Origin of the sequence: Streptomyces panaciradicis, assembly GCF_023516615.1 — a bacterium.
Lineage (GTDB): Bacteria > Actinomycetota > Actinomycetes > Streptomycetales > Streptomycetaceae > Streptomyces > Streptomyces panaciradicis.
This window is the reverse complement of record NZ_JAMGBF010000022.1, coordinates 136319-162299: the sequence shown is the minus strand read 5'-3', so window position 1 is coordinate 162299 and position 25981 is coordinate 136319. Positions and strand designations below refer to the sequence as shown.

At 70.9% G+C, this 25981-nt stretch carries 24 protein-coding genes; 8 read left to right on the top strand and 16 right to left on the bottom strand.

The window, feature by feature from the left end; all coding sequences use genetic code 11:
- The 4 genes from M8J74_RS10425 to M8J74_RS10410 all read right to left on the bottom strand — a co-directional run.
- The coding region (locus tag M8J74_RS10425; protein WP_249836101.1) for an SRPBCC domain-containing protein at window positions 1-596 on the bottom strand (596 nt) is incomplete at its 3' end.
- Window positions 597-840: 244 nt separating this feature from the next.
- A complete protein-coding gene (locus tag M8J74_RS10420) occupies window positions 841-2484 on the bottom strand; it encodes a polyamine aminopropyltransferase (protein WP_249836100.1) in 1644 nt (547 codons plus the stop codon).
- A 63-nt stretch (window positions 2485-2547) separates the two neighbouring features.
- Window positions 2548-3090 carry a DUF2617 family protein gene (locus tag M8J74_RS10415; protein ID WP_058924147.1) on the bottom strand — a complete coding sequence of 181 codons (543 nt, stop codon included), beginning with the start codon at window positions 3088-3090 and terminating at the stop codon, window positions 2548-2550.
- A gap of 362 nt (window positions 3091-3452) precedes the next feature.
- Window positions 3453-3770, bottom strand: coding sequence for a hypothetical protein (locus M8J74_RS10410; RefSeq protein WP_249836099.1), 318 nt, complete (start codon window positions 3768-3770; stop codon window positions 3453-3455).
- 233 nt (window positions 3771-4003) lie between these two features.
- On the opposite strand from M8J74_RS10410, the gene M8J74_RS10405 reads away from it, so the two are divergent.
- The 3 genes from M8J74_RS10405 to M8J74_RS10395 all read left to right on the top strand — a co-directional run bounded on the left by M8J74_RS10405 (window position 4004) and on the right by M8J74_RS10395 (window position 7029).
- On the top strand, window positions 4004-4495 hold the full coding sequence (locus M8J74_RS10405) for a nitroreductase/quinone reductase family protein (protein WP_249836098.1): 492 nt from the start codon (window positions 4004-4006) through the stop codon (window positions 4493-4495).
- 58 nt (window positions 4496-4553) lie between these two features.
- The gene (locus tag M8J74_RS10400) at window positions 4554-5741 is read left to right on the top strand and encodes a pyridoxal phosphate-dependent aminotransferase (RefSeq protein ID WP_249836097.1); all 1188 of its coding nucleotides are present in this window, start codon (window positions 4554-4556) and stop codon (window positions 5739-5741) included.
- 94 nt (window positions 5742-5835) lie between these two features.
- On the top strand, window positions 5836-7029 hold the full coding sequence (locus M8J74_RS10395) for a putative hexosyltransferase (protein WP_249836096.1): 1194 nt from the start codon (window positions 5836-5838) through the stop codon (window positions 7027-7029).
- A gap of 19 nt (window positions 7030-7048) precedes the next feature.
- Here the strand turns inward: M8J74_RS10395 and M8J74_RS10390 are convergent, their stop codons facing one another.
- Window positions 7049-7582, bottom strand: coding sequence for a YbjN domain-containing protein (locus M8J74_RS10390; RefSeq protein ID WP_058924150.1), 534 nt, complete (start codon window positions 7580-7582; stop codon window positions 7049-7051).
- 149 nt (window positions 7583-7731) lie between these two features.
- Here M8J74_RS10390 and M8J74_RS44465 point away from each other — a divergent pair, with 149 nt between their 5' ends.
- Entirely contained in the window at window positions 7732-7854 is a 123-nt protein-coding gene (locus tag M8J74_RS44465; RefSeq protein ID WP_283947978.1) for a hypothetical protein, read from the top strand.
- Between the two features lie 55 nt (window positions 7855-7909).
- Here M8J74_RS44465 and clpB read toward each other — a convergent pair whose 3' ends face one another.
- On the bottom strand, window positions 7910-10507 hold the full coding sequence (gene clpB, locus M8J74_RS10385; protein WP_249836095.1) for an ATP-dependent chaperone ClpB: 2598 nt from the start codon (window positions 10505-10507) through the stop codon (window positions 7910-7912).
- Window positions 10508-10611: 104 nt separating this feature from the next.
- Between clpB and M8J74_RS10380 the strand changes: the two genes are divergently transcribed.
- Window positions 10612-11025: a pyridoxamine 5'-phosphate oxidase family protein gene (locus M8J74_RS10380; RefSeq protein WP_058924152.1), complete on the top strand. Its 414-nt coding sequence runs from the start codon at window positions 10612-10614 to the stop codon at window positions 11023-11025.
- A 163-nt stretch (window positions 11026-11188) separates the two neighbouring features.
- Here the strand turns inward: M8J74_RS10380 and M8J74_RS10375 are convergent, their stop codons facing one another.
- Window positions 11189-11485, bottom strand: a complete 297-nt coding sequence (locus M8J74_RS10375) for a Rieske (2Fe-2S) protein (RefSeq protein ID WP_058924153.1) — start codon at window positions 11483-11485, stop codon at window positions 11189-11191.
- Window positions 11486-11827: 342 nt separating this feature from the next.
- On the opposite strand from M8J74_RS10375, the gene M8J74_RS10370 reads away from it, so the two are divergent.
- Entirely contained in the window at window positions 11828-12841 is a 1014-nt protein-coding gene (locus M8J74_RS10370) for a helix-turn-helix domain-containing protein (RefSeq protein WP_142153918.1), read from the top strand.
- Between the two features lie 38 nt (window positions 12842-12879).
- Here M8J74_RS10370 and M8J74_RS10365 read toward each other — a convergent pair whose 3' ends face one another.
- Together M8J74_RS10365 and M8J74_RS10360 are read right to left on the bottom strand one after the other, a co-directional pair.
- Window positions 12880-13920 (bottom strand): helix-turn-helix transcriptional regulator, encoded by a 1041-nt coding sequence (locus tag M8J74_RS10365; RefSeq protein WP_283947977.1) that lies wholly within the window; start codon window positions 13918-13920, stop codon window positions 12880-12882.
- Between the two features lie 269 nt (window positions 13921-14189).
- Window positions 14190-15308, bottom strand: coding sequence for a sugar ABC transporter substrate-binding protein (locus M8J74_RS10360; protein ID WP_249836093.1), 1119 nt, complete (start codon window positions 15306-15308; stop codon window positions 14190-14192).
- A 294-nt stretch (window positions 15309-15602) separates the two neighbouring features.
- Between M8J74_RS10360 and M8J74_RS10355 the strand changes: the two genes are divergently transcribed.
- The gene (locus M8J74_RS10355; RefSeq protein WP_249836092.1) at window positions 15603-17249 is read left to right on the top strand and encodes a fibronectin type III domain-containing protein; all 1647 of its coding nucleotides are present in this window, start codon (window positions 15603-15605) and stop codon (window positions 17247-17249) included.
- Between the two features lie 65 nt (window positions 17250-17314).
- Here the strand turns inward: M8J74_RS10355 and M8J74_RS10350 are convergent, their stop codons facing one another.
- The 5 genes from M8J74_RS10350 to M8J74_RS10330 all read right to left on the bottom strand — a co-directional run bounded on the left by M8J74_RS10350 (window position 17315) and on the right by M8J74_RS10330 (window position 22602).
- Window positions 17315-17761 carry a heat shock protein transcriptional repressor HspR gene (locus M8J74_RS10350; RefSeq protein WP_058924156.1) on the bottom strand — a complete coding sequence of 149 codons (447 nt, stop codon included), beginning with the start codon at window positions 17759-17761 and terminating at the stop codon, window positions 17315-17317.
- 5 nt (window positions 17762-17766) lie between these two features.
- Window positions 17767-18948, bottom strand: a complete 1182-nt coding sequence (gene dnaJ / locus M8J74_RS10345; protein ID WP_249836091.1) for a molecular chaperone DnaJ — start codon at window positions 18946-18948, stop codon at window positions 17767-17769.
- A 42-nt stretch (window positions 18949-18990) separates the two neighbouring features.
- Entirely contained in the window at window positions 18991-19647 is a 657-nt protein-coding gene (gene grpE, locus M8J74_RS10340) for a nucleotide exchange factor GrpE (RefSeq protein WP_058924158.1), read from the bottom strand.
- A complete protein-coding gene (gene dnaK / locus M8J74_RS10335; protein ID WP_058924159.1) occupies window positions 19644-21488 on the bottom strand; it encodes a molecular chaperone DnaK in 1845 nt (614 codons plus the stop codon). The genes grpE and dnaK overlap by 4 nt, the downstream gene beginning before the upstream one ends.
- 94 nt (window positions 21489-21582) lie before the next feature.
- Complete coding sequence (locus M8J74_RS10330; protein WP_249836090.1) at window positions 21583-22602, bottom strand: MraY family glycosyltransferase; 1020 nt, start codon at window positions 22600-22602, stop codon at window positions 21583-21585.
- A gap of 216 nt (window positions 22603-22818) precedes the next feature.
- On the opposite strand from M8J74_RS10330, the gene M8J74_RS10325 reads away from it, so the two are divergent.
- Window positions 22819-25101 (top strand): heterodisulfide reductase-related iron-sulfur binding cluster, encoded by a 2283-nt coding sequence (locus M8J74_RS10325; protein WP_249836089.1) that lies wholly within the window; start codon window positions 22819-22821, stop codon window positions 25099-25101.
- A 92-nt stretch (window positions 25102-25193) separates the two neighbouring features.
- Here the strand turns inward: M8J74_RS10325 and M8J74_RS10320 are convergent, their stop codons facing one another.
- Both M8J74_RS10320 and M8J74_RS10315 read right to left on the bottom strand, forming a co-directional pair.
- Window positions 25194-25520, bottom strand: a complete 327-nt coding sequence (locus tag M8J74_RS10320; RefSeq protein ID WP_058924162.1) for an antibiotic biosynthesis monooxygenase family protein — start codon at window positions 25518-25520, stop codon at window positions 25194-25196.
- Window positions 25521-25550: 30 nt separating this feature from the next.
- The gene (locus M8J74_RS10315) at window positions 25551-25979 is read right to left on the bottom strand and encodes a VOC family protein (protein ID WP_249836088.1); all 429 of its coding nucleotides are present in this window, start codon (window positions 25977-25979) and stop codon (window positions 25551-25553) included.
- Between the last annotated feature and the right edge of the window lie 2 nt (window positions 25980-25981).

Genomic DNA, 25981 nt, shown 5'->3' with positions numbered 1-25981 from the left:
GCCTCGGCGGGCGGCCCGGCGGCGTCCGCCGGCTCGGGGACGTCCTCCCGGCCGCGGGCGGCCGCCGGCATGGGCGCGGCGGCGTCGTCGGCGTCCGGGGTCGTGTCGAAGTCGCTGGTCGCCTTGGCCTCGAAGTCCTGCGTGACCAGGGGCTCCGGCTCCTGCGGCCCTTCCTCGGCGACCGCGGCCAGCTGCTCCGCGAAACGGTTCAGCAGGCGGTGTACGGCGGAGGTGACCGCGTCGGCGGGCAGTTCGGTGAGCCGGCCGTCCGCGGAGGCCGTGCCGCCGAAGGCCAGCCGGGAGCCGTCCTCCGCCTCCTCGATACGCAGGGTGAGCGCGAGCTTGACCGAGCCGGTGCCGCGGGCCTCGACAGCGTCGCCCTCGGCGGCGTACGAACCGTCGTCCAGCCGGGTGATCCGCACCCTGCCCCGGTAGGTGACGGAGTGGCTGCCCACGCGCAGTTTCAGCCGCCCGGAGACGGGCTCTGCACCGGCGTCCTGCTGGAGCCCGGGGACGGCCCGGGCGACCCTGGCCGGGTCGGCGAGGGTCTCCTCGAGCCGCTGGACCGCAACCGGAACAAACACCTCATGCTCCATGACGACGGAGCCTACCCAGGACGCCCCCGCATGCACCCTTGTTGGTCGAAAGTGACCGCGCGTCGCGAGGGGCGACCGCGTCCGCCACCGGACGGGCCGGAAGGGGGCACCCCGCACGCACCACCAGCCCCGACCCGGGGCGGCCCACCGACTCCGCAACGACCGCGTCCGCGGCCAACTCAGCCGGCCTGCCGACTCCACACCGGCCGCGTCCATGGCCGACCGGTTCAGGCACGCCCGGGCGTCAGTTCGCGTAGCGCGGGTGCACCAGGGTCGACGGTGGCAGGTCGGTGAGGCGGGTGCGGGCCGCCGCGTGGGCGTCCGCCGCGAGGGACGCGCGGGTCAGGGTGCGCGGGGGCGGGGCCTGCGCGTCGAGGCCGAGGGGCGGGGTGGTGCGGACGGCGGCCAGCACGAAGCCCCAGTCGGGGGGCGCGCGCAGGGCGCCCGCGATGCGCTCGGGGCCCGCGGCGAGACCGGCGTCGCGGTCGCCGACGCGGTAGGGAACGGTGTGCAGGCCGACGGCGCGCAGGGTGGCGACGACCGTCCAGAACCCGTGCGGCCGGACGGAGAGCGGACCGGCGTGCACCGCCAGCCGCCCGCCGGGGGCGAGCACCCGGCGGGCCAGGCCGTAGAACTCCTCGGAGTAGAGCTTGGTGCTCGCCGTGATGCCCGGGTCGGGCAGGTCGCAGACGACGACGTCGTACGCCGCGCCGCGTGCCGTGCGCAGCCAGTGGAAGGCGTCGGCGGTGACCACGCGCACGCGTGGGTCGTCGTAGGCGTGGCGGTTGAGCGCGGACAGGGCCGGGTCGTGGCGGGCCAGCCGGACGACTCCCGGGTCGGCTTCGACGACGTCCACGCGCCGCACGCCCCGGTGGCGCAGCACCTCGCGGGCGGCCAGTCCGTCGCCGCCGCCGAGGATGAGCACGCGCGCGTGCGGGCCGTTCATCGCGGGCCGGACCAGGGCCTCGTGGTAGCGGCGTTCGTCGCGGCCGCTGACCCGCAGGCGGCCGTCGAGGAACAGGTGGAGGGGGCGGCCGTGGGTGCCGCCGGTGAGGACGACCTCCTGGACGCCGCTGCGCAGCGCCACCCGTACGTCGGCGCCGTAGACCGCGTGCCGCGCGGCCCGCTCGAAGTCGTCGACCAGGGCGGCCGCGGAGGCGAGGACACCGAGGACGGCGAGGTTGGCGATCAGCAGCGTCCAGCGGGCGCGGCGGCTGAGGTCGCGGCGGAACAGGCCGAGGACGAGAGCACCGCCCGCGAGCGCGTTGACGGTGCCGGTGATCAGGGCGCCGGTCAACTGGCCCAGCTGCGGCAGCAGAAGGAACGGGAAGGCGAGGCCGCCGACGAGCGCGCCGACGTAGTCCGCGGCGAACAGGTCCGCCACCGCGCCGCCCGCGTCCTGGCGCCGGATGCGCTGGATCAGCTCCATCAGCAGCGGCACCTCGGCGCCGATGAGCAGGCCTATGGTCAGCGAGAAGGCGACCAGCAGCCAGCGCGGGCCGTCCGCCCACAGGCCGCCCCAGTCGCCGGTCCAGGCGAAGACGGCGTACATCGCCATCGCGCTGCAGCCGCCGACCAGGGCGAGGGTCGCCTCGATGGCGCCGAAGCCGGCCGCGGCGAGCCGGCGCAGCCGCTTCGCGGCCAGCGAGCCGATGCCCATGGCGAACACCATCACGGACAGCACGACCGAGGCCTGGGTGACCGAGTCGCCGATCAGGTACGAGGCCAGGGCGACGAGTTCGAGCTCGTACACCAGTCCGCAGGCCGCGCAGACGAAGACGCACGCGAGGACGAGGAACCGGCCGGTGGCCGCACGCACGGGAAGCCGCGCGGGGACCGCCCACGGGGGTGGGGGGCTCGGCGGGGCTGGAGCGTGCGGCTCGATCACGACTGCGACGTTACGTCACGGAGACATCACGGTTCGTCACCCACACGTGTGGATCTGGCACCCTCAAACGCCCGACATGCTGACGTCCGCGGCCGGCACCGGCACGCGGACGCCCACGCGCGTGCGTGTCGCCACCAGTTGCCCGTCCTGCGGGTAGGCGTGCCAGGTCCGCCACAGCACCTGCCCCTCGTGCCGCTGCGCGAGCAGCGCCGTGAAGGCGTGCGGGCTGCCGGGGAAGACGCCCGCGAGGCCGTGGGGGTGGTCGGAGACCAGGTCCAGCAACTCCTGGGCGCGGCCCGCGAAGGAGCCCGGCGAGAGGACCTCCACCCGCGCCGCGAACTCGTACTCCCAGTCGTCGACGCGCTTGGCCACGCCGAGCGGCAGCGGGGTGCTGCTGCCGGGGATGCACGCCACCGTCTCCGAACAGATGCCCCGCTCCTCCTCCAGGAGGACCTGGTGGGACGCCCCCAGGAGTCTCAACTGCAATCTGGTCCCCGTCAGTTCGAGGTCGAGCGTCGCCAGTGCGGGAAGCGGCTCACGCCCCAGGGCCCAGGCGAGGTCGGCCGCGCGCGTGTCGGTGTACGAGGTGTTCAGGGTCGTGAGCATGGATCGGCTCCGCAAGCACGCAAAGAAAGGGTGGTGTGGGGGTCCGGCACACCCGGGCGACTGTGGGGGGATCGGCCCGGTCAGCCCAGTCGGAAGGTCAGGGGGTGTCCGCAGGACGTCCGAGGGGCCGTGTTGGTGTTTTAGAGGGAATCATGAACAGAGGCGCCGCCACAGCGTTTTTACCCAACTTCGTGGCGTTTCCATCCCTCAGAGGGCTCCACAGCTCAACTGTTCAACCAGGGCGTGCGCCAGGGCGGCCAGGGAGTGCGCCGGAACGTGCGGGCGCCCGCCGGGTGCGTGCCCCGGCGGGCGCTCCTCGGCGCGGCCGCGGATCCCCCTTCAGGGAGGACCGCCGTCTGCCGTCAGTTGCCTCCCCCGCATCCGCCGCCTCCACCGCACCCGCCGCCCCCGCACGACGAGCCGCCGCCGCAGGACGACCCACCGCCGCACGACGAATGGCCGCCCCCGCAGGAGTGGTGATGCCCACCGGAGTGGTGGCCACCCGACGACGAGTCGTACGACGCAGCGCCGCCGCCCGCGTCGCCCGCCCACCAACTGCTGCGGCTGCCGCGGCTGTACGACCGCTTGGCGTACGCGTTCCTCGGGCTCCTGCGCGCCGCCTTCACGACGATTGCCACGAACAGGAGCAGGATCGCCACCACGATGAGGCCGGTCAGCATGGCGTCACCGTCCTTCCGAGTCCCCCGAAGCGGCCCCCCGTGGGCGCCTCGCTTGCTGTGTGCCGGGGGGATGCCCGTGGGCGCGGACGGCCAAAGCAGAGTTGAGGAAGTTCAGAGGGTTGTCCGCGGCCGGGGTCCGGTCGCGGACGCCGGGCCGTTCGGCTCTACCGGCCGTCGCCGGCCGCGGTTAGCGTCGGGGGTGACCGGAGCCGGCCCGGCCCGAGGAGGTCGCCATGTCGGTCGAGCGGCGGGCGAGGAAGCCCTGGCTGCCACCACGCTGGTTCATCCGTCTGGCCTGGTCCACGCACCGGGGTCTGTACCGGGCCTTGGGAGGCCGGTTCGCGCTGTGGCGGCCGCGCGCCGACGGCTGGGGCGCGCTGCGGCTGACCACCACCGGCCGCCGCACGGGCCGGCAGCGCGGTGTCATCATCGGCTATTTCGAGGACGGTCCGAATCTCGTCTCGCTCGCGATGAACGGGTGGGGTGCGGGCGAGCCCGCCTGGTGGCTCAACCTGCGGGCGCACCCGGACGCGAGCGTCGATCTGGTGGACGGGCGGCGGCTCGTGCGTGCCCACGCCGCGGCAGGCGACGAGCGGTCGCGGCTGTGGGCCCGGTGGCGCGAGATCGACAAGAACCTGGACGCCTACGCGGCACGCCGGCCGCACGAGACCGCGGTGGTGGTCCTGACGCCCCGAACGGAACCGCCGGAGCCGGCCTCCGGCTGAAGGGGCTCCGCGCGGCGCCCCGGCACACGGTTGAGGAACCCCGCGGCTTCGGCGCAGGATGGCCCGCATGACCTCCAGCACCCGCCCCTTCCTCAATCGCCGGCTCGCCGAGTTCGGGACGACGATCTTCGCGGAGATGTCGGCCCTCGCCCTGCGGACCGGCTCGATCAACCTGGGTCAGGGTTTTCCCGACACGGACGGCCCCGAGGAGGTCCGGGAGGCCGCCGTACGGGCCCTGCGCGACGGCCGCGGCAACCAGTACCCGCCGGGTCCCGGCGTGCCCGAGCTGCGGACCGCGATCGCCGCGCACCAGCAGCGGTGGTACGGGCTGTCGTACGACCCCGACGCGGAGGTCCTGGTCACGGCCGGCGCCACGGAGGCCATCGCCGCGTCCCTGCTGGCGCTGCTGGAGCCCGGCGACGAGGTGATCGCCCTGGAGCCGTACTACGACTCCTACGCGGCCTGCATCGCGATGGCGGGCGGCACCCGCGTGCCGGTCACCCTCCGGCCGCACGAGGGCAGCTTCCGCCTCGACCTCGACGAACTGCGCGCGGCCGTCACCGACCGCACCCGGCTGCTGCTCCTCAACACCCCGCACAACCCCACCGGTGCGGTCCTCACCCGCGCCGAACTCGCGGCGGTCGCCGAGCTGGCGGTGGAGCGGGACCTGCTCGTCGTCACGGACGAGGTCTACGAGCACCTGGTCTTCGACGACGCCGAGCACCTGCCCCTGGCCGGCTTCCCGGGCATGCGCGACCGCACGGTCACCATCGGCTCGGCCGGCAAGACCTTCTCCTTCACGGGCTGGAAGGTCGGCTGGGTGACGGCCTCGCCGCCGCTGGTCGCGGCGGTGCGCTCGGCCAAGCAGTTCCTGACCTACGTCTCCTCCGGCCCGTTCCAGTACGCGGTCGCCGAGGCCCTGGCCCTTCCGGACGCGTACTTCACGGCCTTCCGCGAGGACATGCTGGCCAAGCGCGACCTGCTGGCGGCGGGCCTGAAGGACGCCGGCTTCGACGTCTTCCGCACGGCCGGCACGTACTTCGTCACCACCGACATCCGCCCCCTCGGCGAGAGCGACGGATTCGCCTTCTGCCGGGCCCTGCCGGAGCGCGCCGGAGTCGTCGCCATCCCGAACGCGGTCTTCTACGACCACCGGGAGGCGGGGGCGCCGTTCGTGCGGTTCGCGTTCTGCAAGCGGGCCGAGGTGCTGGCGGAGGCGGTGCAGCGGCTGAAGACGCTCGCCTGAGGCGCGTCACGCCGACACGCCGGGCCCGGCGCATCCGTACCCGCCCGGACGCCTCCTGCTCGCGCCCGCCCGGTTCGCCCTGCAATGTGCCGGTGTGACCCACGCCAGCACCCTCACCCACCCCTCGCTCACCGAGCCCGCTCCCGGCACGAAGGACCGTGCGCGGCACTCCGCCCTCGCCGCGACGGTCACGGCCCTCGGGCTGTTCCTCGCCGCCCGCCTGCTCGGCACGGCCGTACTCGTTCTCGTCGCCCGGGAGGCGGGGCACGGCGCCCTCACCCTGCTCGGGCGGTCCTGGGACTCCCGGTGGTATCTGGGGATCGCCGCGCACGGATACGGCCATGTCCTGCGCCCCCGCCCGGGCGTCGCCTACAGCGACCTGGCGTTCTTCCCGCTGTATCCGGGGCTGGTGCGGGCGGTGACGAGCGTGGTCCCGCTCGGCGGCGGCGCGGCGGGGCTGGTCGTGTCGTGGACGGCCGCGGCGGTGGCCGCCTGCGGAATCCACGCCGTCGGCGCACGGCTGCACGGGCGGGCCGTCGCCACCGCGCTGGTCCTGCTGTGGGGCGTGCTGCCGCACTCGGTCGTGCTGTCGATGGCCTACACCGAGCCGGTGCTGACCGCGTGCGCCGCCTGGTCGCTGTACGCGGTGCTCACCAGCCGGTGGGTGTGGGCCGGCGCGCTGGCCGCGCTGGCGGGGCTGGCCCGGCCCAACGGGTGCGCGGTGGCGGCGGCGGTGCTCGCGGCGGCGGTTTGCGAGGTGTGGCGTCGGCGCGGAAAGGTTTCCCACAGGCTGTGGACGGGCGCCGCGCTCGCGCCGCTCGGCTGGAGCGCGTACGTGCTGTGGGTGGGGCGGCGGACGGGGGGCCCGCTCGGCGGGTACTTCGAGGTGCAGCGGCGGTGGGGGTCGCAGTTCGACTTCGGGCGGGGGGCGCTGCTGTTCGTCCGGCGGCTGCTGCTGCACGGGGACCGCTTCGTCTTCCCGATGGCCCTGCTGATCGTCGCGGCCGGCGTGCTGCTGTTCGCCCTGCTGCTGGCCGACCGCGCCCCGCTCCCGCTCCTCGTGTACAGCGGAGTGCTGCTGCTGATCGCCGTCGGCGGCTCCGGCTTCTTCGAGTCCAAGCCGCGCTTCCTGCTGCCGGCCTTCCCGCTGCTGATCCCCCTCGCCAGCGCCCTGGTCCGTACGGCCAGAGCCCGGCCCTGGCACGCGACCGTGGTGGTCGGTGCCCTGGCCGGGCTCTCTTTCGGCTACGGGGCGTATCTGGTCGTGATCGCCCACACGCCTCTGTAACGGGCGTCTCCGGGGGGACCTACTCCTCGTCGTCCCCGGACTCGCCCTCGGCCTCGTTGACCTCCTGCTCGAGGCCGAGCTGCTCGACGAGCCACTTGTCGAACTCGATGGCGGCGCGCACCCAGCTGACCGTGGAGGACACGAAGTGCTCCAGGCTGACGCCGGTGCCGATCAGCATCTGCGCCTCGCCGATCAGCCGGACGGTGCCGTCGTCGTGCGTGTGGCTGTACACCTTGGGCCACAGGGTCCGCCGGTTCCAGTCGTCGATGGACTCCAGCAGCTGCGGCTTCTCGTCGATCTTGTGGGGGCGGTCGTAGAACGTCCGCACCGAGAAGACCTGCTGGTCCGCCTCGCCGCGGAACATGAAGTACGTACGGAACTGCTCCCACGGCGCCGCGAGGTCACCCTCGTCGTCGACGACGTACTTGAGCTCCATCTGGTCGAGGAGCTGCTTCACGAGGTCCTGATCCGGGACGACGGGGCCCGCCGGTCCTTGGGGCTGCGGCTCGGGCTGGCCCCCGAAGTTCGGAATCGAGGACGGGTCGATGGTCACCGTGAATTTCCCTTCGTACGGATGCCGCCATCCTCCCCCATGCGGGGCGGGTGGTGGCAAGCCTCGACGGTCCTGTCAGCCCACGGCTGACACGATGCGTCTGCCGGCACCGCCCGCTGCGAGTACCCCGCCGGTGCGATGATCCCTCCGTGACCGCACCCAAAGCACTGTCCAAGGCTGTACGTCTGCTGCTGTGGACCCTGTGGCTGGGGTGCCTGGTGTTCACCGTCTGGTGCGTCGTGGTCCTGTACCTCGCCATGACCGAGGTGTGACACGCGGCGGGCCCGCCACCCGGTGGGGTGACGGGCCCGTACCGCTGCGGACGGGTTACAGCGTCTTGCCCGTCGCCGGCCCCACGATCAGGCCGTCGCCGAAGGCGTCCACCCGGACCGTGTCGCCGTCCTTGATCTCGCCGGCCAGGATCTCCTTGGCCAGCCGGTCGCCGATGGCGGTCTGGACGAGGCGGCGCAGCGGGCGGGCGCCGTAGGCCGGGTCCAGACCCTCCGTGGCGAGCCAGGCCAGGGCCTCCTCGGTGATCTCCAGGGTGAGGCGGCGCTCCGCCAGCCGCTTGGCCAGCCGCTCGATCTGGAGCTTGGCGATGCGCTCCAGCTCGGGCTTGGTCAGCGCGGAGAAGACGACCAGGTCGTCGAGACGGTTGAGGAACTCCGGCTTGAAGGACGTCCGGACCACCTCCAGAACCTGCTCCTTCTTCTCCGCCTCGCTGGTCAACGGGTCGACCAGGAACTGGCTGCCGAGGTTGGAGGTCAGCACCAGGATCGTGTTGCGGAAGTCGACCGTACGGCCCTGACCGTCCGTCAGTCGGCCGTCGTCCAGCACCTGCAGCAGCACGTCGAAGACCTCGGGGTGGGCCTTCTCGACCTCGTCCAGCAGGACCACGCTGTACGGGCGGCGGCGCACCGCCTCCGTGAGCTGGCCGCCCTCCTCGTAGCCGACGTAGCCGGGAGGCGCGCCGACGAGCCGGGCGACGCTGTGCTTCTCGCCGTACTCGGACATGTCGATGCGGACCATGGCCCGCTCGTCGTCGAAGAGGAAGTCGGCGAGCGCCTTGGCCAGTTCGGTCTTGCCGACGCCGGTCGGGCCGAGGAAGAGGAAGGAGCCGGTGGGGCGGTCGGGGTCGGCGATGCCCGCGCGGGTGCGGCGGACGGCGTCCGAGACGGCCTGCACGGCCTCCTTCTGCCCGATCAGCCGCCTGCCCAACTCCTCCTCCATGCGCAGGAGTTTCTGGGTCTCGCCCTCCAGCAGACGGCCGGCCGGGATGCCGGTCCAGGCGGCGACGACGTCCGCGATGTCGTCGGAGCCGACCTCCTCCTTGACCATGGTGTCCTTGGCGGCCTCCTCCTCGGCCTCCGAGGCGGCCTCCAAGTCCCGCTCCAGGGACGGGATCTCGCCGTACAGCAGCTTGGAGGCGGTGTCGAAGTCGCCGTCGCGCTGGGCCCGTTCGGCCTGGCCGCGCAGCTCGTCCAGCTTCTCCTTCAGCTCACCGACGCGGTTGAGGGACTGCTTCTCCTTCTCCCAGCGGGCGGTCAGGCCGCGCAGCTCCTCCTCCCGGTCGGCGAGGTCGCGGCGCAGCTTCTCCAGGCGCTCGCGGGAGGCCGGGTCGGTCTCCTTCTCCAGCGCCAGCTCCTCCATCTTCAGCCGGTCGACGGAGCGCTGGAGCTCGTCGATCTCGACGGGGGAGGAGTCGATCTCCATGCGCAGCCGCGAGGCCGCCTCGTCGACGAGGTCGATGGCCTTGTCGGGCAGGAAGCGGGAGGTGATGTAGCGGTCGGACAGGGTCGCGGCGGCGACCAGCGCGCTGTCGGCGATCTGGACCTTGTGGTGGGCCTCGTACCGGCCCTTGAGGCCGCGCAGGATCGCGATGGTGTCCTCGACCGTGGGCTCGGCCACCAGCACCTGCTGGAAGCGGCGCTCCAGGGCGGGGTCCTTCTCGATCCGCTCGCGGTACTCGTCCAGGGTCGTCGCGCCGACCATGCGCAGCTCGCCGCGGGCCAGCATCGGCTTGAGCATGTTGCCGGCGTCCATGGCCGAGTCGCCGCCGGCGCCCGCGCCGACGACGGTGTGCAGCTCGTCGATGAAGGTGATGATCTGGCCGTCGGAGTCCTTGATCTCGGCCAGGACGGTCTTCAGCCGCTCCTCGAACTCGCCGCGGTACTTGGCGCCCGCGACCATCGCGCCGAGGTCGAGCGCGACCAGCCGCTTGTCCTTCAGCGACTCGGGCACGTCACCCTTGACGATGCGCTGCGCGAGCCCCTCGACGACGGCGGTCTTGCCGACGCCGGGCTCACCGATGAGGACGGGGTTGTTCTTCGTACGGCGGGACAGCACCTGCACCACACGGCGGATCTCGTGGTCCCGGCCGATGACCGGGTCGAGCTTGCCCTCGCGGGCCGCTGCGGTGAAGTCGGTGCCGAACTTCTCCAGGGCCTTGTACTGGCCCTCCGGGTCGGCGGTGGTCACCCGGCGTCCTCCCCTCGCCTTCTGAAAGGCGTCCTGCAGCTTCTTGGCGGTGGCCCCCTGACCGGACAGTACGTCACCGGCCGCGCCGCCCTTCGCGGCGATGCCGAGCAGCAGGTGCTCGGTGGAGAGGTACTCGTCGCCGAGGTCCCGGGCCCGGGACTGCGCGTCGGCGATGACGGCGAGCAGGTCGCGGTTCGGCTGCGGAGGCGCGACCGTCGTGCCGGTCACGCTGGGCAGCGAGGCGAGCACCTTCTCCGCGCCGGCACGCACGGCCGCCTGGTCGGCGTCCACGGCGGCGAGCAGATCGACGATGTTCTCGTTGTCCTGCCCCTGGAGCAGAGCAAGGAGCAGGTGAGCAGGGGTCAGGTCGGGATGCCCCTCGGTCACGGCCCGGTTGCCGGCCGCGTTGATGGCGTCCCGGCTCCGGTTGGTCAGCTCGGCGTCCACGTTCGCGTTCTCCTCCTGGCGTCAGCCGTCGTCCGCACTGACTTGAGCAACGTACACAAAGTTGAGTCTATTCCACTCAAGGTGAGACGGGCTACCTTCCAGGCATGGCCACATACGCCCAGGATCCCGGTGCCCCCGACCCCTCGTATCTCACCTTCTGGCGGGAACGGCACCTGTGCACGCTGACGACCCCGCGCCCCGACGGCAGCCCGCACGTGGTGCCCGTCGGGGTCACCTACGACCCGGAGGCGCGGCTGGCGCGGGTGATCACGAACAGGACGAGCGCGAAGGTGGCGAACGTCCTGGCGGCCGGACCGGAGGGCGCGCGGGTGGCGGTGTGCCAGGTGGCCGGGCGGCGCTGGGCGACGCTGGAGGGGCTGGCCGTCGTACGGACCGAGCGGGAGCGGGTGGCGGAGGCCGAGCGGCGCTACGCGGAGCGCTACGAGCGCACACCGGCGCCGAACCCGAACCGTGTGGTCATCGAGATCCGGCTGACGGGGGCGATGGGGCGTGGCTGACGAGATGTGGCTGACGGTTTTCGGCCACTGAGACGCGCCGGACGATTGCGCCGACGGCGGGAAATGTCGTCCCAAAACTGCAGCGGCGTCACCGTGTTCAGGTCACGGTGACGCCGCTGCGGGGGGAAGCACCTGAGCGATCTGTTACGACGGGGGAATCGCGTCAGGCACTGCGGGGGGTGGCTGAGATGGTCCGTACGTTGGGGGACTCGGGTTCCACCAGCCGATGGTCTCGTTGGTCCAGGTTGACGAAGATCATTCCGTACCGGACGGCACATCGCACGGGCTGCGGCGCCCCCCGAGGCCGCCGCAGACATCGATACGCCCGCACGTCCTCGTCCTCGTCCCGCGTCACGACGACCGGCTCACCGAAGACGGTCACCATCAACGAGTCACCGGAGTGGGGGATCGCGGTGACCAGGTCGATGAAGTGCCATCCCGATCGGTAGGCGGTGGCCATTTCTCTACGGAAGGAACGGTCGTCCGGTGGAGTGGTCACGTCGTCAGCTCCCGGCGCTGTCGTCTGTGCCGACCGTCGGTGCGGGTCCGTCAGCGAGCACGGTGGACGCGGCGACCGCCGGCCAGTGGGAGTCTGCTCGGGTGTTCTCCTTCGCTTCGGAAGAACCGCCCAGCACTGCGAGTCCGACAACGGCGGAAAGGGCGGCCACAAGCACCGAGCGAAGCATTCTGTTGCGCATGGTCGGCTTCGTCCTCACTTGAAAGTCTCCTCTTCCCCCGTCGGATAAGACGATGGCTCATTCAGGCACGTCATGGCCACAGGATCGATGCATCATGTTCCTGCATGTTCAGGACCCTGGGGGGTGGAGATTTCGTGGCAAATCAGACTAAGGCGGCGCATCCCCATGCGGTGACCGAGCTCTGCGAGGAAGGTGGCCGACTCTATGCGAACGCCCTGCGCACGGGGCGGGTCGCGCGAGCCGACGTGGAGTCCGCTCCCTGTCTGATCGAGTTCGCCCTTCTCCACCCGGATCCGGATGATGCGGACTGGCTGCGGCCGGTGTCCCCGTCGGCCGCGCTGGCCGAACGGCTCTACCCGATCGAGCGCGACATCACAGAACGCCGGCGGCTGTCCATTCAGCTCGCCGACACTTTCGAGCCGTTCATGGCGCTGAGCGCCAAGGCCGCCGCGACCGACGACTCGATCACCGTGCTGGAGGGCGGAAAGCGGATCAACGCGGCCCTCAACATGGCCACGGCCCAGTGCCGGAGCGAGATGCTGACCATCCAGCCGAGCGACGACCGCTTCTCCGAACAGTCCCTCATCCAGGGGCTGGAGAGAGACAAGCCACTAATCGAACGTGGTGTGCGCATCCGGACCCTGTACCAGCACACGGCCCGCTACAGCCCGGAGAAGCTGGCGTACGTCGCCCAGCTCGCCAACGGCAAGGTGGAGTACCGGACGATCGACGAGGTGGTGGAGCGCCTCATCATCTGCGACGAGACGGTCGCCTTCATCCCCGCCAGGGACGACCAGCAGGTCGCCCTGGAACTGCGTCACCCCGGGCTGATCCGGTACCTGATGCGGCTGTTCGAGTTCATGTGGGGGCGGTCGGTGCCGCTGAACGCGGGCGCCCCGTACGAGACCGCCCGCGACGGCATCACCGACATCCAGCACTCGATAGCCAAGCTCCTGGTGGAGGGGCACGTCGACGAGGCGATCGCCCGCCGCCTGGGCATGAACGTCCGCACCTGCCGGGCCCACATAGCCAAGCTGGCCACGGTCCTGGGCAGCGGCAGCCGGGCCCAGCTCGGGTACCTGATCGCCCAGTCGGGGATCCTCGACCCCGACAGCTGACCGGGCCCCGTACGGCTCCGTACGGGCTTCCTGCGGGCTCAGCGGACGGTCCGGGATTCCTGACCCGGAAGAGTGACCGGGGTGACGTCCGCGGGGTGACGGGGGCCGTCCAGGCCCACCTGGGCGATGCGGACGCCGAGTTGGGTGCGGCTGGCCGCGCCCAGGGTCTCCGACAGCCGCGCGATGTGCGCCCGGCAGGTGCGCACGCTTATCCCCAGCCGTTCCGCGATCACCGCGTCCTGGTGGCCCTCCGCCAGGAGCGCCGCGATGGACTGCTCACGGTGGGAGATGCCCTCGATGCCGGTGTCGGGCAGGGGGGCGGTCAGCGGGATGGCCAGCCGCCACAGCCGGTCGAAGACCGTTCCCAGATAGCCGACCAGGGCCGGGTGGCGCAGCTCCAGGGCGAGGGTGCGGTCGGCGTTGGCGGGGATGAAGGCGACCGTGCGGTCGAAGAGGATGAGGCGGTCGATGACCTCGTCGAGGGTGCGCGCCTCGACCGCGTCGCCCATCAGCTCCAGGTAGTTGAGCAGGCCCTGGCCGTGCCGGGCCACGTGCGTGTACAGGTCGCGCATCCGCACGCCCCGGCCGCGCAGGGCGAGCGCCCGGTGCAGGCCCTCCGTCAGCTCGTGCTCGGGCCGGATGCCGCCGGGCTGGACGGTGAGGACCTCGGTGGTGCAGGCCTCCGTCGCCTCGTCCATGGCCGCCTGGATGCGGGAGAGCCCGTCCAGGACGCGGATCGCGGAGCCCTCGGCCGGGCCCGGCTGCCGGAGCGAGGGCCCGAGACCGGCGTACCACTCGAAGGCCGCCACGGCCGAACCCACCCGCCGCTGGCTGGAGCTGACCTCGTCGTACACCCCGCGCAGCAGCCGGGTCATGACCTCCTGCGGCGAGGTCGGGACCAGCCAGTCCATGTCGTCGGGGTCGGGGTGCAGCAGGGCGAGGTCCAGCAGGCAGGGCACCGGCTCGGCGTCGCGCCGCGAGACCCGTCCGCGCCGCACCGCCCGGGAGTACACGCGGTCCCCGGCCTCGCACAGTCGGTCAGCACCGTGTGGATGAGCGTCCGCCCCGTGCCCGGCCATCGTTCATCCCACCCCCCGGTTCCGCCGTGTTCCGCAGCGCAACTATGCGCGGACACACCCTGCTCCGCAACACGGCTTCGACGGCCACGGCCGAAAGAAAACACCGGTTTGTACGGGTATCGAGAACCCTCCGTCCGTCGACTTGCAACAAGATGACGGTGGTACGGGCACGTTGTGGGGGCATCGTGAAGAACCCCGCCGGAGGTGCCTCCGACGGGGTCTCATGGCGGATATCCGCCGCTGTGCGCTGAGGGGTTGCTGCTGAGGGGTTACTTCAGCCCGACCGACGCGCAGGCGGAGGCGAACTTCGCCGTGCAGATCTGCGAGACGGTGTAGATGCCGTCCGAGATCACCGTCTGCTTGATGTTCTTCCTCGTCAGGGCGGTCACGGTGACGAGCTGGGCGGGGATGTCCTTGTCGGTGGGGCTGTCCACGCTGTCCTGGGTGAGGGCGTCGAACTGGATTTCGTGGCCCTGGACCTTGGCGACGGCCATCTGCGCGGCGGCCTCGGCCTCCTGCGGGTAGGACTTGTAGACGCTCATGTACTGGTCGCCCTCGACGATGCGCTGCACGGCCGCCAGTTCGGCGTCCTGGCCCGTGATGGGCGGCATCTTCGTCACGCCGGCCTTCTTCAGGGCGGCGATGACACCGGCCGCCATGCCGTCGTTGGCGGAGTAGACGGCCGCGATGTTGTCCTTGCCGATCCTGTCGATCGCCTGGGTCATGTTGGCCTCGGCGTTCTCCGGCTTCCAGTCCTTGGTGTCGTAGGACGCGGCGACCGTCACCTTGCCGTTGAGCTCCGACAGCGCACCGGCCTTGAACTGCTTGGCGTTGGGGTCGGTGAGCGAGCCGTTCATCATGACGACCTTGTCGGAGGTGTCCGCGTTGCCGCCTAGGGCGTCGAGCAGGGTGCGGCCCTGGACCTCGCCGACCAGTTCGTTGTCGAAGGAGACGTAGGCGTCGATGGGGCCCTCGGCGAGGCGGTCGTAGGCGATGACCGGGATGCCGGCGTCCTTGGCCTTCTTCACCTCGCCGGCGATGGCGTGCGAGTCGACGGAGTCCAGCAGGATGATGTCGACCTTGTCGTCGATCATCTTCTGCATCTGGCTCGCCTGCTTCTTGGCGTCCTGCTCGGCGTTCTGGTAGTCGACGCTGCCCTGCTTCTTGGTGAGCAGCTCCACCTGCTGCTTGATGATGGGGTAGTCGAAGTCCTCGTAGCGGGTGTTGGCCTTCTCCGGCAGCAACAGGCCGATGGTGACGTCGTTGCCCTTCGTCGGGCTCGCCGAACTGCTGTCCCCCGACACGTTGAGCATGCCGCACCCGGCCAGCGACAGGGTCATCGTGGACGCGGCCACGGATATGGCGATACGACGCGTGGGACTGCTCACAGGCCTGCTCACTTCTGGTGCCTACGGGACTCGGGCGCCTGAAGGTGCCCGGATGTCTGAAAAGCCAACGCGCAGCCGCCCCCGGGCGTCAAGCGGAACTACTTAACGAGTGCGCAACGCCACGCTCCGCTTGAGTTGTGGAGACATGAAGGAAACGCCTCCAAACACCCTTTACGGACTCTCCATGCAACGGCAGGCAATCGTCAGGCAAAGATCCGTACAACCAAGCCGATACCTCGCGAGTCGTGATCACGACGGTTCCGAACAGCCGTCCTCGACCGATCAGAGGATCGAATGAACTCAGCCAGACGTACGACGGCTTCGACACTGGTGCTCGCGACCGCCGCGGGCGCCCTGCTCGGCGCGTCCGTCTCCGCCGCCTCCGCGGCGGCCACCTGCACCTCGCCCGTCTACAAGCGCCAGTTCTTCGGGAACACCGCCTTCTCCGGTACGGCGAAGAAGACGGACTGCGACAGCGCGATCGACCAGAGCTGGAGCGGCGCCCCCGTGTCCGGCCTGCCGAAGGACGGCTTCGGCGTCCGCTGGAGCGTCACCCGCGACTTCGGCTCCGGCGGCCCCTTCGCGCTCAGCGCGAGCGGTCTCGACGGCATCCGCGTCTACCTCGACGGCACCCGCAGGATCGACCTCTGGAAGAACGTGTCGTCGACGGTGTCGAAGACCGTCGACGTCACGATCCCGTCCGGCAAGCACACACTCCGGGTGGACTACGCGAACTTCACCGGCGCCGCGAAGGTCAGGTTCGCGTACACCCCGCGCACCTCCGCCGACGTCGACAAGGTCAAGCCCCTGGTGCCCACGGGGACTTCGCCGTCGTACGACACGGCGACCGGGAAGGCGAAGCTGACCTGGGCGAAGAACAAGGAGATGGACCTCGCCGGGTACCGGGTCTACCGGCGGCTGAAGGGCACGTCGTTCGGCACCGCGCCGCTCGCGACGACCACCTCGACGTCGTACACGGACGCCGCCCTGCCGATGACGGGCGCGACGTACTACTACGAGGTGCGCGCCTACGACCGGGCGGGCAACACCTCGGCCGGCACGGCGGACCAGGGTGTGACCACCGTCGACCGCACCGCGCCGGGACAGGTCACCGGCGTCACGGCGAAGGGCACCACCGCCGGCAACACCGTCGCCTGGCAGGCCTCCGGCGCGGCGGACGTCCACCACTACGAGGTGTGGGGCGCGCCCGAGGGACAGCAGGACGCCGACGGACCCGACCTGGTCACGGGCACGTCCTTCACCGACGTGCGCGCCGGGACGGACACCGCCTGGGTCTACCGGGTGCACGCGGTCGACGGCGCCGGGAACGTCTCCCCCGCCTCCGCCCCGGTGACCGCCACCCGCCCCGAGCCGAGCGGCACGCCGGCCCCGACCGGGCTGACCGCCACCCTCCACGACGACCGGACCGAGCTGCGCTGGGACCTGCCCGAGGACTCCGGCCAGTACAACGTCTACCGCCGCGCCGACGGCGGCTTCAGCGCCATCGGCAGCGTCCGCGGCGGCGGTTGGGACGACATCGTCGCCCCGGCCGGCGAGGCGTCCTACTACGTCGTCGCCGTGGACGGCACGGGCGCCGAGTCCGCGCCCTCCGAGGTGCTCACCGTCGACCGGCTGGGCCGGGCCACGCAGACCGGACCGGCCGCGCCGAGCCTGACGCTCGTCTCGGCGGGGATCCCGGCCCGCTCCCCCGTCAAGGTCACGGCCGCGCCCGGCGCGGGCGACGAGGGCCGCGTCCTGAAGGGCTACTCCTGGGAGATCGACGGCGCCTGCGGCTCCAGCGGCACTCAGCTGTCCACCACCGGCGACATCTCCTGGACGCCGCCGTACAACGGCCCGTGCACGGTCACCGTGTACGCCGTGGACCCCTACGGCCGCCCCAGCGCGCAGAGTTCGTCGCTGGAGTTCTTCGTCGGCCGCTGACCCGCGAGCCCACACGAAGGGGCCCGGAGGTCTGCACCTCCGGGCCCCTTCACACAGGCGTGCCGCTAGTCCTTCGCCTTCTTCGGCCGCCACACCACCAGTGCGCTGGTCTGCTGGACCTCCTGGTACGGCACCAGGTCGCGCCGGTAGGAGGCGTGCACCGCGGCCTCGCGCTGCTGCATCGCCGCGGCGGCGCCGTCGACGGCCGCCTGGAGCTCGATGACGCGCTGCTGGAGCGCGGCGACCTGGTTCTCCAGCTCGATGATGCGCTTGATGCCGGCCAGGTTGATGCCCTCGTCCTGCGACAACTGCTGCACCTGCCGGAGCAGTTCGATGTCGCGGGCCGAGTAGCGCCGGCCCCGCCCGGCCGTGCGGTCGGGCGAGACCAGGCCCAGGCGGTCGTACTGGCGCAGGGTCTGCGGATGCAGACCGGAGAGCTGGGCAGCCACCGAGATGACGTAGACCGGGGTCTCCTCGGTCAGTTCATACGGGTTGCGTCGACGGCCGTCCATCTCGATCAAGCTCCCTTCGCCGCCTGGAACAGCTCCGCCCGCGGGTCCTCGCCCGCGGTCGCCTCGCGATACGCCTCCAGCGCGTCACGAGCCTTCCCCGTCACGTCCTTCGGAACACTCACCTCGACGGTGACCAGCAGGTCCCCGCGGGTGCCGTCCTTGCGGACCGCGCCCTTGCCCCGGGCGCGCATGGTGCGGCCGTTGGGCGTACCCGGCGGCAGCTTCAGGGTGACGGGCGGGCCGCCGAGGGTGGGCACCCTGACCTCGCCGCCGAGCGCCGCCTCGGAGAACGTCACCGGCACGGTGACGGTGAGGTTGTCGCCCTTGCGGCCGAAGACCGGGTGCCCGGAGACGTGGACCGTGACGTACAGGTCGCCCGCCGGGCCGCCCCGCTCACCGGGCGCGCCCTTGCCGCGCAGCCGGATGCGCTGGCCGTCGTCCACCCCTGCCGGGATGCGGACCTGCATGGTCCTGGACGACTTGGCGCGCCCGCTGCCGTGGCAGACCTCGCAGGGGTGCTCCGCGATCAGGCCGCGGCCCTTGCAGTCCGGGCACGGGTCGGTCAGCGAGAAGCCGCCGCCCGAACCCCGGGCCACCTGGCCGGTGCCGACGCACGTCGGGCACACCCGGGGGTTGCCGTTGGCGTCGCCGGTGCCGGAACAGGCCTTGCACGGTGCCTGCGAGGTCATGCGCAGCGGGACCGTCGCCCCCTCGATCGCCTCGGTGAAGTTGAGGCTGACCTCGGTGTCGATGTCCTGGCCGCGCCGGGGCTGCACGCGCGTGGTGCCCGAGCTGCCCCGGTTGAACAGGCCCCCGAAGACGTCACCGAGCCCGCCGCCGAAGCCGCCGGCCCCCTGACCGCCGCCCTGGGCGCCGCCTCCGAAGAGGTCGCCCAGGTCGAAGTTGAAGGAGCCGCCGCCCGCGCCCGGCCCCGGGCGGAAGCCGCCGTTGCCGAAGAGGGTGCGGGCCTCGTCGTACTCCTTGCGCTTCTTGGGGTCACCGAGGACGTCGTTCGCCTCGGAGATCTCCTTGAAGCGCTCCTCGGCCTTGGCGTTGCCCTTGTTGGCGTCCGGGTGGAACTCGCGGGCGAGCTTCCGGTACGCCTTCTTGATCTCGGCCTCGGTGGCGTCCTTGGGGACGCCGAGGACCTTGTAGTAGTCCTTCTCGATGAAGTCCTTGGTGCTCATCCTCGACGCGCCCCCTTTCCGGTGTTCCGCTCGGTGTCTACGTCAGCCCTCCTCAGGGCCGTTGTCCTTCTCGTCGCCGGCCGCGGGAGCCTCCTCGGCGCCCTCGGCCTTGACCGTCTGCGCGCCCGGCTGCGGTTCGGCGACGGCCACCCGGGCGGGGCGGATGGTGCGTTCGCCGATGCGATACCCGGGCTGCAGGATGGCCACGCACGTCGTCTCGGTGACGTCCGGCGCGTAGCTGTGCATCAGGGCCTCGTGGATCGTCGGGTCGAAGGGCTCGCCCTCCTTGCCGAACTGCTGCAGACCCATCTTCGCCGCGACGGTCTCCAGCGACTCCGCGACGGACTTGAATCCGCCGACGAGTTCGCCGTGGTCCCGGGCGCGGCCGATGTCGTCGAGCACGGGCAGGAGTTCGGTCAGGAGGTTCGCGATGGCGATCTCCTTGACCGTGATCCGGTCCCGCTCCACGCGGCGGCGGTAGTTCTGGAACTCGGCCTGGAGCCGCTGGAGGTCCGCCGTGCGCTCCTCGAGCGCCTTGCGCACCTGGTCCAGCTGGGCCGTCAGACCGGCGATCTGAGCTGCGTCCCCGGCCGGGGCCGCCCCCTCGGAGGAGGCGGCGGCCTTCGGCTCGGCGTCGTCAGAGGTGGCGCCTGAGGGGACGTCGGGCTTCTCCTCGAAGCCCGGGGTCTCCTCCGTCACGCGGCACCGTCCTTGCGCTCGTCGTCCACGATCTCGGCGTCGACGACGTCGTCGTCGGCCCTGGGCGCCTCGGCACCGGCGTCGGCGCCACCCGCGGCCTGCGCGGACTGGGCGTCGGCGTACATGGCCTGGCCGACCTTCTGGGAGACTGCGGCGACCTTCTCGGTGGCGGTGCGGATCTCGGCGGTGTCCTCGCCCTTGAGCGCGGTCTTCAGCTCCTCGACGGCGGCCTCGACCTCGGTCTTGACCTCGCCGGGGACCTTGTCCTCGTTGTCCTTGAGGAACTTCTCCGTCTGGTAGACGAGCTGCTCGCCCTGGTTGCGGGTCTCGGCGGCCTCGCGGCGGCGGTGGTCCTCCTCCGCGTACTGCTCGGCCTCCTGGCGCATCCGGTCGACCTCGTCCTTCGGCAGCGAGGAGCCGCCGGTGACGGTCATCTTCTGCTCCTTGCCCGTGCCCAGGTCCTTGGCGGTCACGTGCATGATGCCGTTGGCGTCGATGTCGAAGGACACCTCGATCTGCGGCACGCCGCGCGGGGCCGGCGGCAGACCGGTCAGCTCGAACATCCCGAGCTTCTTGTTGTACGCCGCGATCTCGCGCTCGCCCTGGTAGACCTGGATCTGCACGGACGGCTGGTTGTCCTCGGCCGTCGTGAAGATCTCGGAGCGCTTCGTCGGGATCGTGGTGTTGCGCTCGATCAGCTTGGTCATGATGCCGCCCTTGGTCTCGATGCCGAGGGACAGCGGGGTGACGTCGAGGAGCAGGACGTCCTTGACCTCGCCCTTGAGGACACCGGCCTGGAGCGAGGCGCCGATGGCGACGACCTCGTCCGGGTTCACACCCTTGTTGGCCTCCTTGCCGCCGGTCAGCTCCTTGACGAGCTCGGCGACGGCGGGCATGCGGGTGGAGCCACCGACGAGGACGACGTGGTCGATCTCGTTGATGGAGATGCCGGCGTCCTTGATGACGTTGTGGAACGGCGTCTTGCAGCGCTCCAGCAGGTCCGCGGTCAGCTGCTGGAACTGGGCGCGGGTGAGCTTCTCGTCGAGGTGCAGGGGGCCCTCGGCGGAGGCGGTGATGTAGGGCAGGTTGATCGAGGTCTCGGTGGACGAGGACAGCTCGATCTTGGCCTTCTCGGCGGCCTCGCGGAGGCGCTGGAGGGCCATCTTGTCCTTGGCGAGGTCCACGCCGTGACCGGACTTGAACTGCTGCACCAGGTAGTCGACGACGCGCTGGTCCCAGTCGTCACCACCGAGGTGGTTGTCACCGTTGGTGGCCTTCACCTCGACGACGCCGTCGCCGATCTCCAGCAGCGAGACGTCGAAGGTGCCGCCACCGAGGTCGAAGACGAGGATCGTCTGGTCGTCCTTGTCGAGGCCGTACGCGAGCGCGGCCGCGGTCGGCTCGTTGACGATGCGCAGGACGTTCAGGCCCGCGATCTCGCCGGCCTCCTTCGTCGCCTGGCGCTCGGAGTCGTTGAAGTAGGCCGGGACGGTGATGACCGCGTCCGTGACCTTCTCGCCCAGGTACGACTCGGCGTCCCGCTTCAGCTTCTGCAGGATGAAGGCGCTCATCTGCTGCGGGTTGAACTGCTTCCCGTCGAGCTCGATCTTCCAGTCCGTGCCCATGTGGCGCTTCACGGAGCGGATGGTCCGGTCCACGTTGGTGACCGCCTGGCGCTTGGCCACCTCGCCGACGAGCACCTCGCCGTTCTTCGCGAAGGCGACGACGGACGGCGTGGTCCTGGCGCCCTCGGCGTTGGTGATGACGGTGGGCTCGCCGCCCTCCAGAACGCTGACGACGGAGTTAGTCGTGCCCAGGTCGATGCCGACCGCACGTGCCATGGTTGGTTCCTCCAGCTGACTTGAGTGCAACGGACTCAAGTGTGCATGACGGCGGCGAATGGGTCAACAGACCTGAGTCGTATGGGCTCAAGTCTTATCCGTTCCTTACACGCAACCTGCCCGTGACCTGCGCGGATGCCGGACCCCTAGGGGAACGATCAGGGATCCGGAGCAGTGCCAGGACGACGATCAGCGCCCCCGCGCCCACCCACCAGACCCCGGACGCGGCGATCCACCCCATGTCCACGAGCACCCCGACGAGCACCCCCGCAAACGCCCCGATGCCCAGCAGCACGGTGATTCCTTGCGGGGTCACCCCCAACCGCCGCAGCCGGTGGGCGAGATGGTCCGGCCCGCGCCGTTGCAGCGGCCGTCCGCCGAGCCGCCGGGCCAGCACCACGAGCAGTACGTCGGCACTGGCGACGGCGGTGAGCGGGAAGAGGACGCCCGCGCTGGAGGCGAGTCCGTAGCCGGCACGCGTGAACACCGCGGCGGCGGCCAGGACGAACCCGGCGAACAGCGAGCCGCACGCGCCGAGCCCCACGCGCGCGGGATGCCAGTTGTGCATCAGGAAGCCGGTCAGCGCGGCGGCCAGCACGCTCAGCAGCACCGCGAGCCCGTCCATCACCTCGGCGGCGGCGCAGGCCCCCACCCCGAAGGCGGTGAGCACACCGACGGTCCCGGCGAGCGCGTCGGCGTGGTCGAGGGCGCGGAAGCCGAGGGCGACGAAGGTGATCCACCCGACGGCCAGCAGCCCGCCGCCGACACCGGTCTCCCCGTACGGCACCACACAGGCCGCCGCCACCGCCGTACCGGCGACGAGCACCCACACCCTGAGCCGCCCCACGTCGCCGAGGAGGCCCAGCGCGGCGACCGCGGCCCCGGCGACGAGCAGGCGCCCGACGCCGCCGCCGAGCGGCGCGACGCCCGCCCAGTCCCCGGCACCGGCGACCAGACAGCTGGCGAGCACCACCGCCACTCCCCCGAACAGCGGCAACGGCCGCTGCCGCCGCCGGTCGACGACCCCGAGGCGCAGGGCGGGGCTCCGCAGGAGCGCGGAGAGGACGGCGGCGAGGAACAGGGCGGTGGTGGCGGCGGCGATCCCGTAGAGCACGGGTCTAAATTAGGGGCGAATGTATCAATTTGGTACGAATAACACGATCGGATCGTCCCGGACCTTTGAGGTGACCCTCAGCGACGCAGATCACCGCACCGCTGACTACATTGCGACGGAGAATGTGGGTAGTCTCAGACGGACTGCATAAGTTACCGCTTAGTAATGTCGAGGATTCCCTCGAAAGACCCCCTCGCAGGCCCGAGGAGCCCCCAAATGCAACTCGCCGCGATCATCGTGTCGCTGGTTCTGATCGTGGTTGGCGTGGCGTTGTTCGCCCGCGCCATCCTGCAGATCTACAACTTCATGCGGCTCGGCCAGAGCGTGCCCGCGGGTACCCGCACCGACGATCCCGGCCGGCGCACCGTCACCGTGGCCCGGGAGTTCCTCGGCCACACCCGGATGAACCGCTGGGGTGTCGTCGGTGTGGCGCACTGGTTCGTGGCGGTGGGCTTCTTCACCCTGCTGCTGACGATCGTCAACGCCATCGGCCAGCTCTTCCAGGCCGACTGGCTGCTGCCGGTCCTCGGCGACTGGGCGCCGTACAACGTCTTCGTCGAGTTCATCGGCACCATGACGGTCCTCGGCATCCTCGTCCTGATCGCCATCCGGCAGCTGAGCCACCCGCGCAGGCCGGGCCGCAAGTCCCGCTTCGCCGGCTCCAACTTCGGCCAGGCGTACTTCGTCGAGGCCGTCATCCTCATCGTCGGCGTCTGCATCTTCATGCTGCACGCGCTCGAGGGCGCCCAGCACCACGTGGACTCCTACGAGGCGTCCTTCTTCATCTCCTACCCCGTGGTCCACTGGCTCGCGGGCATGGACGTCTCCACTCTGCAGAACCTCACCTACTTCTTCGCCGGCCTGAAGATCGCGACCTCCTTCATCTGGATGATCACGGTCGCCCTGAAGACCGACATGGGTGTGGCCTGGCACCGCTTCCTGGCGTTCCCGAACATCTGGTTCAAGCGCAACGCCGGCGGCGAGACCTCCCTGGGCGCCCTGCTGCCGATGACGTCCGGCGGCAAGCCGATCGACTTCGCCGACCCCGGCGACGACGACATCTTCGGTGTCTCCCAGGTCGAGCAGTTCTCCTGGAAGGGCCTGCTGGACTTCTCCACCTGCACCGAGTGCGGCCGCTGCCAGTCGCAGTGCCCCGCGTGGAACACCGGCAAGCCGCTCTCCCCGAAGCTGCTGATCATGTCGCTGCGCGACCACGCGCACGCCAAGGCCCCCTACCTGCTCGCCGGTGGCGGCAAGTCGATGGAGGGCGAGGAGAAGGCGAGCGAGGAGCAGCTGGCCGGCGTGCCCGCCGCGGCCCTCGCGGAGGCCGAGCGGCCCCTCGTGGGCTCGCTGGAGGACAACGGCGTCATCGACCCGGACGTCCTGTGGTCCTGCACCACCTGCGGCGCCTGCGTCGAGCAGTGCCCGGTGGACATCGAGCACATCGACCACATCGTCGACATGCGCCGCTACCAGGTGATGATCGAGTCCGCGTTCCCGTCCGAGGCGGGCACGATGCTCAAGAACCTGGAGAAGAAGGGCAACCCCTGGGGCCTGGCCAAGAAGCAGCGCCTGGAGTGGCTCAAGGAGGTCGAGTTCGAGGTCCCGGTCGTCGGCCAGGACATCGAGGACCTCACCGAGGTCGAGTACCTGTACTGGGTCGGCTGCGCGGGTTCCCTGGAGGACCGCGCCAAGAAGACCACCAAGGCCTTCGCCGAACTCCTCCACATCGCGGGCGTCAAGTTCGCGATCATGGGCGGCGACGAGAAGTGCACCGGTGACTCCGCCCGCCGCCTGGGCAACGAGCCCCTGTTCCAGGAGCTCGGCATGGAGAACGTCATGGCGCTGAACATGGCGTTCGGCGAGGAGCTGGACGACGACGGCAAGGTGGTCCCGGAGTCCGCCAAGCCCAAGTCGGCCAAGAAGATCGTCGCCACCTGCCCGCACTGCCTGAACACGATCGGCAACGAGTACCCGCAGCTCGGCGGCGACTACGAGGTCATCCACCACACCCAGCTGCTCCAGCACCTCGTCGACGAGGGCAAGCTGGTCCCGGTCACCCCGGTCGAGGGCATCATCACCTACCACGACCCCTGCTACCTGGGCCGCCACAACAAGATCTACACGCCGCCGCGCGAGATCATCGCCAACGTCCCCGGTCTCCGGAACGAGGAGATGCACCGCCACAAGGAGCGCGGCTTCTGCTGCGGCGCCGGTGGTGCGCGCATGTGGATGGAAGAGCGCATCGGCAAGCGCATCAACAACGAGCGCGTCGACGAGGCCCTGTCCCTGAACCCGGACATCGTCTCCACGGCCTGCCCGTTCTGCCTGGTCATGCTGACCGACTCGGTCAACGGCAAGAAGAACGACGGCAAGGCGAAGGAGTCGATCCAGGTCGTCGACGTCGCCCAGCTGCTCCTCGACTCCGTCAGGACGCCGGTCGACCCGGCGGGCGAGGAGGAGACGGAGAGCGCACCGGAACCGGAGCCGGTGAAGTAACCCGACCCCGCACCACCACGCCGGCGCCCCCCGCCTCCCACGAGGCGGGGGGCGCCGCCGTATGCGTCACGACGCGGTCGCCGCCGTATGCGTCACGCGCCCTTCGGCCCGGACTGCTGCACCACCTCGAAGGACCACAGCGTCGATCCACTGGCCGCCGGCCTCGGGCGTTCGCCGCCCTCCTGGCCGCCCTGGTGCGCGGACCTCATCGGGCCCTCCATCCACGCCTGGAAGGACTCCTCGTCCCGCCAGCGGGTGTACACGAGGTACTGGTCGGTGCCCTCGACCGGGCGGAGCAGCTCGAACCACTCGAAGCCGTCGGAGCCGTCCACGGTGTGGGCCCGGGAGGCGAACCGCTTCTCCAGCACCTCGCGCTGCTCGGCCGGCACGGTCAGTACGTTGATCTTGACTACGCTCATGGGCCCATCCTCCACCCGCCGGCCGGGACCTCAGAACACCGGCTGCCCGATCGCCAGCAGGTTCCCCTCGCTGTCCCGGAACCACGCGCCGCGCTCCCCGCGGGCCCCCTTGCCCGGGTAGTTGCCCTCGACCTCCGCGATCGAGTCCACGGTCCTCAGTCCCGGCGCGTCCACCTCCTCGAAGACCACCCCGCGCCGCCGCAGCTCGCCCACGACGGCCGGCAGGTCCCCGACGTCCTCGAACGCCATCTGCGTGAACGTCCCCGGTGAGGTCCCCGTGGACCGGAAGAGCACGAAGTCCACTCCCCCGCACCGGTACAGCAGCCCGCCCGGCCGCTCGTCCACGGGCTCCAGCCCGAGCACCTCGGCGTAGAAGCGCCGTGCCCGGTCCAGATCCTGGGCAGGCAGCCGGGTAGCCACCCGCGCCCCCGCCAGAACATTCCTGCCGTCCGCACTCATCC